Annotated in this window: 1 protein-coding gene; it reads left to right on the top strand. The window is 64.3% G+C overall.

The annotated features are described in order from the left end of the window. Positions 1-8,557: amino acid adenylation domain-containing protein (locus WBQ44_RS18400; protein ID WP_495568113.1), on the top strand; the 8,557-nt coding region annotated here is incomplete at both ends.

Consider the following 8,557-nt stretch of genomic DNA (forward strand, 5'->3'; position numbering starts at 1 on the left):
CCGAAGTGTCCCCACATCAGTCGTTCACCGACCTGCTCGCCCATACCCGGGCAGCAGACCTCGCAGCATTCGACAACACCGACATTCCGTTCGAACGACTCGTCGACGAATTTGCACCCTCCCGCTCCACCGACCACTCACCGCTCTTCCAGGTCCTACTCGAATTTCAGAACAACGACAGCGCCCACCTCGAACTCCCCGGGCTGACAGTCGATTTCGGCGAGATCGACACGGGTACCACCAAGTTCGATCTTCAGTTGCGCGTCGACGAAGAGCCCTCCGAGTCCGGCAGCGCGAAGGCGGCGTTCACGTACGCCACCGCACTCTTCGACTCGTCCACGATCGACCGCTTCGTCGACCGGTTCCTTCGGTTGTTGCGCTCGGTCGTCGAATCGCCCACTGCTCCGCTTCGCGACATCGAGCTACTCTCCTTGGCCGAGCGTGAAACCGTACTGCAGCAGTGGAATTCGACCGAACATGCTCTACCCGCGGTCGTCGGCGAAGACCCGACGCTCGGCTCGCTGTTCGATCTGCAGGTAGCCCGCAGCCCGTACTCCATCGCGTTGGTATTCGAGGGAGAGCACGTCACCTACCGGGAATTGGACGAGCGTTCCAATCAGCTCGCTCGGCACCTGGTGTCACTGGGTGTGGGTCCGGAGTCTCACGTCGGCCTGGCCATTCGCCGGTCCATCGACCTCCTGGTCGGCATGTATGCGGTCGTCAAAGCCGGTGGCGCCTACGTGCCCATCGATCCCGATCACCCGGTCGATCGTTCTGCGTACGTCATCGAGAGTGCGCGGCCGGTGTGCATTCTCACCACCAGCCGAGACTGGATCAACGTATCGGTCGCGACGCCCGTCCTGGCCGTCGATCTGATCGACGTGTCGGATCGGGCGACGACGCCGCTTCGTTCCAGCGAACGTGTGGGCGACGTGACGGGCCGCAACACGGCGTACGTCATCTATACCTCCGGATCGACGGGTCGACCGAAGGGTGTTGCCGTCACCCACGAGGCGATCGTCAACCGTCTGCTGTGGATGCAGGACCAGTACAGGCTCGAACCGTCGGACAACGTGCTGCAGAAGACGCCCGCAACGTTCGATGTGTCCGTGTGGGAGTTCTTCTGGCCGCTGCAGGTGGGCGCGAAGCTCGTCATCGCGGCGCCCGATGGGCATCGGGACCCCGAATACCTCTCGCGGGTCATCCTTCGCGAGCGCATCACCACGCTGCACTTCGTGCCGTCCATGCTCGCGGTGTTCGTCGAAGGCGCTCACCCGAGCGACTGCGAATCTTTGCGCCTGGTCTTCTGCAGTGGCGAGGCCCTTCCGCCCGCTACCGTCGGTGCATTCTCCGAATTCTCCGCCGCAGAGCTCCACAACCTGTACGGCCCTACCGAGGCGGCAGTCGATGTCACTGCATATCACTGCGCGGCAGACGATCTCACGGTTGTGCCGATCGGTGCTCCGGTGTGGAACACCCGTGTCTTCGTGCTCGACGGGTCGCTGAAGCCTGCGCCCATCGGTGCTCCGGGTGAGCTCTATCTTGCGGGCATTCAGCTCGCTCGCGGCTACGTCGGGCGCGGCGACCTGACATCGGACCGTTTCGTCGCCGACCCGTTCGGTGAGTCGGGCGCCCGAATGTACCGGACCGGCGACCTCGTCCGGTGGCGCGCCGACGGCAACCTCGAATACATCGGGCGTACCGACTTCCAGGTCAAGCTTCGCGGGCTCCGGATCGAACTTCCCGAGATCGAAGCCGCTTTGCTGCGCAACGAATCCGTAGCCCAGGCCGTCGCGCTCGTACACAGCAACTCCTCGACCGGAGAAGTGCTCGTCGCCTACGTGGTACCGGCTCGTGACACCCATTTCGATGCCACGGCCGTCACCGAAACCGTTGCGGATTCGCTTCCCGCCTACATGGTTCCGTCTCTGATCGTCGAACTGACGGAGTTTCCGGTCAACGCCAGTGGCAAGCTGGACCGGAAATTGTTGCCGGAACCGGAGTTCGCCCTTGTAGACGACGATGTCATCGCGCCGTCCAACCCGATCGAAGAAATCATCGCGGCCGAGTTCGCAGAATTGCTTGGCGGCGAGCACGTCGGCGTCACCCAGAATTTTTTCGCTGTCGGCGGCAACTCGCTGGTGGCGATGCGACTGGTAGCGCGTGTCAACTCGGCCCTCGGCTCGAATCTGACCGTCCGTGATCTGTTCGACGCACCGACCGTTCGGGCTCTGGCCACGACTGTCGAATCCCAGGGCTACCGCACCGACGGCCGGCCCGCATTGGGACCGGTCGAGCGCGGCGATGCGGTGCCTGTCTCGCTCGCGCAGCAGCGCATGTGGTTCATCAACCAGTTCGACACCACGTCGGCTGCCTACAACGTCGCATTCGCAATGCGCATGACGGGTCGGCTGGACCTGGATGCACTGCGAAGCGCAGTGGGTGACGTGGTGGACCGCCATGAATCACTGCGGACGGTCTTCCCGTTGACCGACGACGGCCCGGTTCAGTCAATCCTCGCCGCGCACCAGTCGTTGCCCGATCTGACCCCCGTGCGTGCGGAATCCGAAGAGCACCTGCACCAACTGGTCACAGAGGTGACGGCCGCCGGATTCGACGTGTCGAGCAGCGTGCCCGTACGCGCCCGACTCATCGAGTTGCGTGGGAACGAGCACGTACTCGCGTTCGTGGTCCATCACATCTCGTCCGACGGATTCTCGACTGCTCCGCTCGCCCGCGATCTCATCGTCGCGTACAGCGCCCGGACCAGGGGCGAGGCCCCGAACACGGCGCCGCTGCCCGTTCAGTACGCGGACTACTCGCTATGGCAGCGTGCGTTCCTCGGTTCCGAATCGGATCCGACGTCGCTGATGTCGACTCAGCTGGCCTTCTGGGTCGAGTCGCTGTCGGGCGCACCAGAAGTCATCGAGCTTCCGGTGGACCGTCCCCGCCCGGCCGAGGCAACGTTCCGCGGCGCGACGGTCGACTTCGCCGTCGACTCCGACGTGCATCGACGCATGTTCGAGGTGGCGGCCAGCCGTGATTCCAGCGTCTTCATGATCGTCCACGCGTCGCTGGCAGTGCTTCTCTCCACCTTGTCCGCATCGTCGGATGTCTCTGTGGGCACGCCGATTTCGGGTCGCGGTGATGCAGCTCTGGACGAACTCGTCGGAATGTTCGTCAACACGCTGGTGCTGCGCACCGACATCGACGCCTCTGCATCGTTCGAAGACCTCCTGGCACACGTGCGCACCGTCGACCTTGCCGCTTTCACACACGCGGACATCCCCTTCGAGCGCGTCGTCGACGCACTCGACCCGGTACGCTCCACCGCATACACGCCTCTGTTCCAGGTGATGCTCGAGTTCCAACACACCGACAAGCCGAACATCGCGCTGCCCGGCCTCACCGTCGAAGCCCTCGAACTCGCCAACGACATTGCCAACTTCGATCTGCAGCTCACCGTGTCGGAGTCGTTCGACGCCGCCGGGGTCCCGACCGGCATCGAGGCTTCCTTCCGTTACGCCACAGACCTTTTCGACAACTCCACTGTGCAGGCCTTTGCTGCACGCTTCGTGGCGATTCTCGACGCGGTCACCCTGAATCCAGCCACCCCTGTCGGCGATGTCGAACTGCTCACGCCCGAGGAACATCTGGCACTGACGCCTGTACGCGGCCCGGTCTCGCGCCCCGAGCGGTTGCTGCCGGACATTCTTGCTGACGCTGTCGCTGTTGCAGGGTCGTCGGCGAACGCGCTCGTGTTCGAGGGTGGGGTCATGACGTATGGCGAACTCGATTCGCGATCGTCTCGAATGGCTCGCGTTCTCGCCGACCACGGCGTCGGCCCCGGCGACGTCGTCGCGCTGGCGTTACCGCGGTCGGCCGATACCATCGTCGCGATATGGGCGACGGCCAAAGCCGGCGCGGCGTTCCTACCCGTCGATCCGACCTATCCGCCGGACCGCATTGCCCACATGATCACCGACTCCGGCGCGGCACTGGGTCTGACGACAACCGCCGACAACGCAGCGCTCACGGCATTGTCCGACTCGATTGTCTGGGTGGTGCTCGACGAGCCCCGATTCGTCTCGACTACGTCCGAGTACTCGGAGCAGCAGTTCACGGACGCGGATCGGGTGGAGCCGCTGCGTGCCGACGACGCGGCGTACCTGATCTATACATCCGGTTCCACCGGCCTGCCGAAGGGCGTTGTGGTCACCCACCGAGGCCTGGCAAACCTGGCAGCCGAAGAGAGAACCCGTTTCGCGGTGACGCCGGATGCGCGCACCCTGGCGTTCGCCTCGCCCAGTTTCGACGCATCGATCCTGGAATTCATGCTCGCTTTCGGCGCCGGCGCCACCATGGTGATCGCTCCGCCCGCGATGTACGGCGGACCGGACCTGGCGCGTCTGCTGGCCGAGCGCAGTGTCACCCACGCGTTCGTCACCCCGGCGGCCCTGGCATCGGTTGATCCGACAGGCTTGTCCGAGTTGCGTGTGATCGCAACCGGTGGAGATGCATGTCCACCGGAACTCGTGTCTCGGTGGGCGCCTGGGCGCACGATGTTCAATGCGTACGGACCCACCGAGGCAACGATCTTCTCGTCAATCAGCGCCGAACTGCTACCCGGTGAGCCTGTCGACATCGGTGCACCCACAACCGGTTTCGCCGAGGTGGTTCTCGATTCGCGACTCAAGCCGGTGCCCGTCGGCGTCCCCGGCGAGCTGTACCTCGCCGGACCCGGTCTCGCTCGGGGCTACCATGGTCGTTTGTCGTTGACATCCGAGCGTTTCGTCGCGAATCCGTTCGGCGAACCCGGCGCCCGCATGTATCGCACCGGTGACGTGGTCAGGTGGAACCGTGCCGGCGCACTCGAATTCGTCGGGCGAAGCGACTCGCAGGTCAAGGTCAGAGGCTTCCGTATCGAGCTCGGCGAGATCGACAGCGTCCTTGCTGCGCATCCGACGGTCGAGTTCGTCACCACCGCCGGCGTCAAGGGCCCAGCCGGGAACATCATCCTCGTCGCGTATGTAGTTCCTGTCTCGGGTGCAGCGGTCGACAGTCGAGTCTTGAGCGATCACGTCGCAGAGTCTCTGCCCGCGCACATGATTCCGACGGCATTCGTTGCGCTGGAGTCGATCCCGTTGACCCCGGCAGGAAAGCTCGATCGACGGGCTCTTCCCGACCCGAACTTCGACAATCGCCCGCAGTCCTCACGAGGTGCCGACACTCCGATCGAGAAGTTGCTCGCCGGCCTGTTCTCCGAGGTACTGCACCTCGACGACGTGGGTGTCGACGATTCGTTCTTCGCGCTCGGCGGAGACAGCATCATGTCGATCCAGCTCGTCTCCCGAGCCAAGGCCGCGGGTCTGGTCCTGTCTCCGCGGGACGTCTTCGAACGTAAGACCGTCGCAGCACTCGCCGAAGTAGCGCTCGCCGCGGACAGTGCGTCGGTCGCCGTTCTCGAGGAACTGCCCGGGGCCGGAGTCGGCGATGTTCCGCTGACACCGATCGTCTCGTGGATGATCGATCGCACGCACGTGTTCGATCGGCACACGCAGACGGCTCTGTTGACGCTGCCGATCGGCATCGAAAGGTCCGCCCTCGAGAACACCGTGCAGGCTGTCCTCGACCACCACGACATGCTCCGTGCCCGGCTGCGTCACACCATCGACACAAGCACCGGCGCCGATACTGTCGACGTCGCCGGCGGATGGCATATGGACGTGCAACCGGCCGGATCGGTGGCCGCAGCCGCTGTGGTCCACCACGTCACCGTCGATTCGACAACGGGTCCCGAGTTTTCGTCGCTCGCGGCCGCCGAACTCGATCGGGCATCGCGACGGCTCGATCCCTCTGCCGGCATCATGATCCAATTCGTCTGGTTCGACCCCGCCGACGGTGCCACCGACGATCCCGCCGCGAAGTCGGCCGACAGCTCGGGGCGGTTGCTCGTCGTCGCCCACCACCTCGTCGTGGACGGGGTTTCCTGGCGAATCCTGGTGCCGGATCTGGCGACCGCATGGTCGCAGATCAGCGCGGGACAAGATGTGGTTCTGCTGCCGGTGGGCACGTCGATGCGACGGTGGGCCCACGGGCTGGTCGATGCTGCGGTGGAACGGCGCGCCGAGTTGCCGCTGTGGAAGAACATGCTCGAGGGTGCCGATCCGCTCGTGGGATCGCGGCCGCTCGACCCGACCATCGACGTATTCGCCACTGTGGAGCACGTCGAGGTCGAACTGTCCACTGCAGTCACCGAAGACCTCCTGACCACGATTCCCGAGGTCTTCCAAGGCAGTGTCAACGACGGCCTGATGGCGGGTCTTGCTCTTGCGGTTGCCGCGTGGCGACGAGACCGCGGTATCGACGCCGATGATTCCCTCATCAGCCTCGAAGCCCACGGGCGTGAGGATCACGTCGTTCCCGGGGCAGATCTGTCTCGCACGGTCGGCTGGTTCACCACGATCTATCCGGTACGGGTCGATCTGAGCGGAATCGAGTTGAACGACGCCCTGGCGGGCGGGCCCTCGGCAGGATCGTTGATCAAATCCGTGAAGGAAAAACTGCTGGGCGTTCCGGATCATGGCATCGGGTACGGAATGCTTCGGTACCTCGACGATGAATCGCGCAGTGTGCTCGGAACTTTCGACGCGCCTCAGGTCAGCTTCAACTACCTCGGCCGTTACGGCGCGGGGATTCCCGAGAACCTCAGGGGAGTCGGCTGGTTGCCGGTCGAGGACGACGAGGTCGGCGATGTGCAGAACCAGGACCTACCCGTGTCCGCTGTACTCGATATCAACGCGGTCACGACGACGGGCACAGACGGTGCCGTTCTGAGGGCCACGTTCGCTTACCCATCCGGCGTATTGGATCGCGCCGACGTGGAAGAGCTCACTCGGCTGTGGGTTCAGGCGTTGTCTTCCCTCGCCGCGCACGCCAACCTGCCGGAGTCCGGCGGCTTCACGCCATCCGATCTCGATCTCGTTGCACTGGATCAGCGTTCGATCGACGACGTCGAGCATCGTTATCCCGACCTCACCGACATCTGGTCGATGTCGCCACTGCAGTCCGGCATGCTCTTCCACGCCGAACTGTCGGATCAAACTGTCGACGCGTACATCGTTCAATTGGTCATGGAGCTCACCGGGACTGTCGACGCGTCGAGGCTGCGACGGGCCGCCCAGGCGTTGCTCGACCGTCACTCGAACCTTCGAACCGCATTTGTGCACAACCTCGACGGCGACTCCATACAGGTGGTCGAACGCTCGGTCGACGTTCCGTGGCAGGAGCGTGACCTCACGTCCCTGACCCGGGGCGAGGCCGAGATCGAGCTGGAAACGATGATGGCAGCCGATCGGTCCACGCGGTTCAACATGGCGGAGGCACCGCTGCTTCGTTTCATGTTCGTCGCTGTGAGCGATACGCACTGGCGCCTCGTGATGACCAACCATCACATCCTGATCGACGGTTGGTCGACGCCGCTGATCATTCGAGAACTGTTGACCCTGTACGCAACGAACGGTGACGACTCTGTGCTGCCGAGGGTGCCGGCCTACCGCGATTACCTGTCGTGGATGCGGCGGCGCGATGGCGACAGTGCACGTGCTGCCTGGGTGGAGGCGCTGTCCGGCTTGCCGGAACCGACGCTGCTCACGCCCATCGAAAGCCGACGACAAGAATCGACGACGGCCGGTATCCACCTCACCTCGCTCGAGGCAAGCGACACCGAGCGACTGCGCACGATGGCCCGTGACCGCGGTGTCACGGTCAACACGCTCGTGCAAGCTGCATGGGGCACCGTTCTTGCCACTCTGACGGGACGCAGCGACGTCTTGTTCGGCGCGACCGTGTCCGGTCGGCCTCCGGAGATCACCGACATCGAGCAGATGATCGGCCTGTTCATCAACACCCTGCCGGTGCGGGTGACCATCGATCCTCGCGAAACGCTCGGCGCGTTCATCGAACGGCTCCAGTCTGAGCAGGCGCATCTGCTGGACCACCACTACCTCGGGCTGACCGAAATCCAGCGAGCGGTCGGGCCGGCCGTCGCGTTCGACACGTTGACCGTGTTCGAGTCTTACCCGGTCGACCGCGCCGGATTCTCCGACGAGACCGACATCGCCGGGCTGAGGGTGTCGAACATCGTCGACGGCAGCGATACCGCCCAATACCCGCTGACGCTCGTCGCGATGATCGACGAGCGGCTGCACATCGAGGCCAAGTACCTGCCCGAACTGTTCGCGGCGGCCGATGTGGAGAAGATCGTCGATCGTATCGCCCGGGTGCTCGAAGCATTCGCTACGCATCCCGAGCTCCGCGTCGGCCAGCTCGAACTGTTGTCGGACTCCGAGCGCGAGGCGTTGGTGCCGGTGCGCGGCGGGGCGCCGGTGGCGGGTCGTGTGTTGTCCGAGGTGTTGGCGTCGGCTGTCAAACGTGCGGGTGTGGATGCGGTGGCGTTGGTCGCAGGTGAGCGGTCGATGTCGTACGGCGAGTTGGATGCTCGTTCGTCGGATGTGGCTCGGTTGTTGGTTGCTCGTGGTGTGGGTGTGGGTTCGTT

Source organism: Rhodococcus sp. (in: high G+C Gram-positive bacteria), from assembly GCF_049591685.1.
GTDB lineage: Bacteria > Actinomycetota > Actinomycetes > Mycobacteriales > Mycobacteriaceae > Rhodococcoides.